The sequence below is a fragment of the Streptomyces sp. SID12501 genome, assembly GCF_010550245.1.
In the GTDB taxonomy this organism is placed as follows: Bacteria; Actinomycetota; Actinomycetes; order Streptomycetales; family Streptomycetaceae; genus Streptomyces.
In genome coordinates, this window is record NZ_JAAGLU010000173.1 from 1 (window position 1) to 771 (window position 771).

The window sequence follows — 771 nt, forward strand, 5'->3', positions numbered from 1 at the left end:
GACGACCGCTTCGGGGGTGACGAAGCCGTCCTCCACGGCCGTCTCGACCTGGGCGAGCCGGTGGGCGCGGTGGGCGAGGTAGTACTCGACGGCGCCCTGGGCGTCCTCCAGGACCGGCCCGTGGCCCGGCAGCACCGTGTGCACGCCGTCGTCCACGGTGAGGGAGCGCAGCCGGCGCAGGGAGTCCAGGTAGTCGCCGAGGCGCCCGTCGGGGTGGGCGACGACCGTGGTGCCGCGGCCCAGGATGGTGTCGCCGGTCAGGACGGCCCGGTCGGCGGGCAGGTGGAAGCAGAGCGAGTCGGAGGTGTGCCCGGGGGTGGCCACGACCCGCAGCTCCAGGCCGCCGGTGCGGATCACGTTCCCCGCGGCGAGTCCCTCGTCGCCGAGCCGCAGGGCCGGGTCGAGGGCGCGGACCTTGGTCCGGGTGAGTTCGGCGAAGCGGCCCGCGCCCTCGGCGTGGTCCGGGTGGCCGTGGGTGAGCAGGGTCAGCGCGATCCGCTTGCCGGCCTGCTCGGCGGCGGCGATGACGGCCTTGAGGTGGGCCTCGTCCAGCGGGCCGGGGTCGATGACGACGGCCAGCTCGGAGTCCGGCTCGCCGACCAGCCAGGTGTTGGTGCCGTCAAGGGTCATGGCGGAGGCGTTGGGTGCCAGGACGTTGACCGCGCGGGCGGTCGCGGGCCCGGAGGAGACCACTCCGCGGGGCTGGCCGGGTAGGGCTGCGGCGTCGGTCATGAGGGGGCCCCCGGCCGGTCGGAACGGACGCGCTTGGTG

The 771-nt window shown here is 75.7% G+C and carries 1 protein-coding gene; it reads right to left on the reverse strand.

Annotated features, from left to right (window positions below; all coding sequences use genetic code 11):
- Window positions 1–732: MBL fold metallo-hydrolase (locus G3I71_RS45050; RefSeq protein WP_164324692.1), on the reverse strand; the 732-nt coding region annotated here is incomplete at its 3' end.
- Between the last annotated feature and the right edge of the window lie 39 nt (window positions 733–771).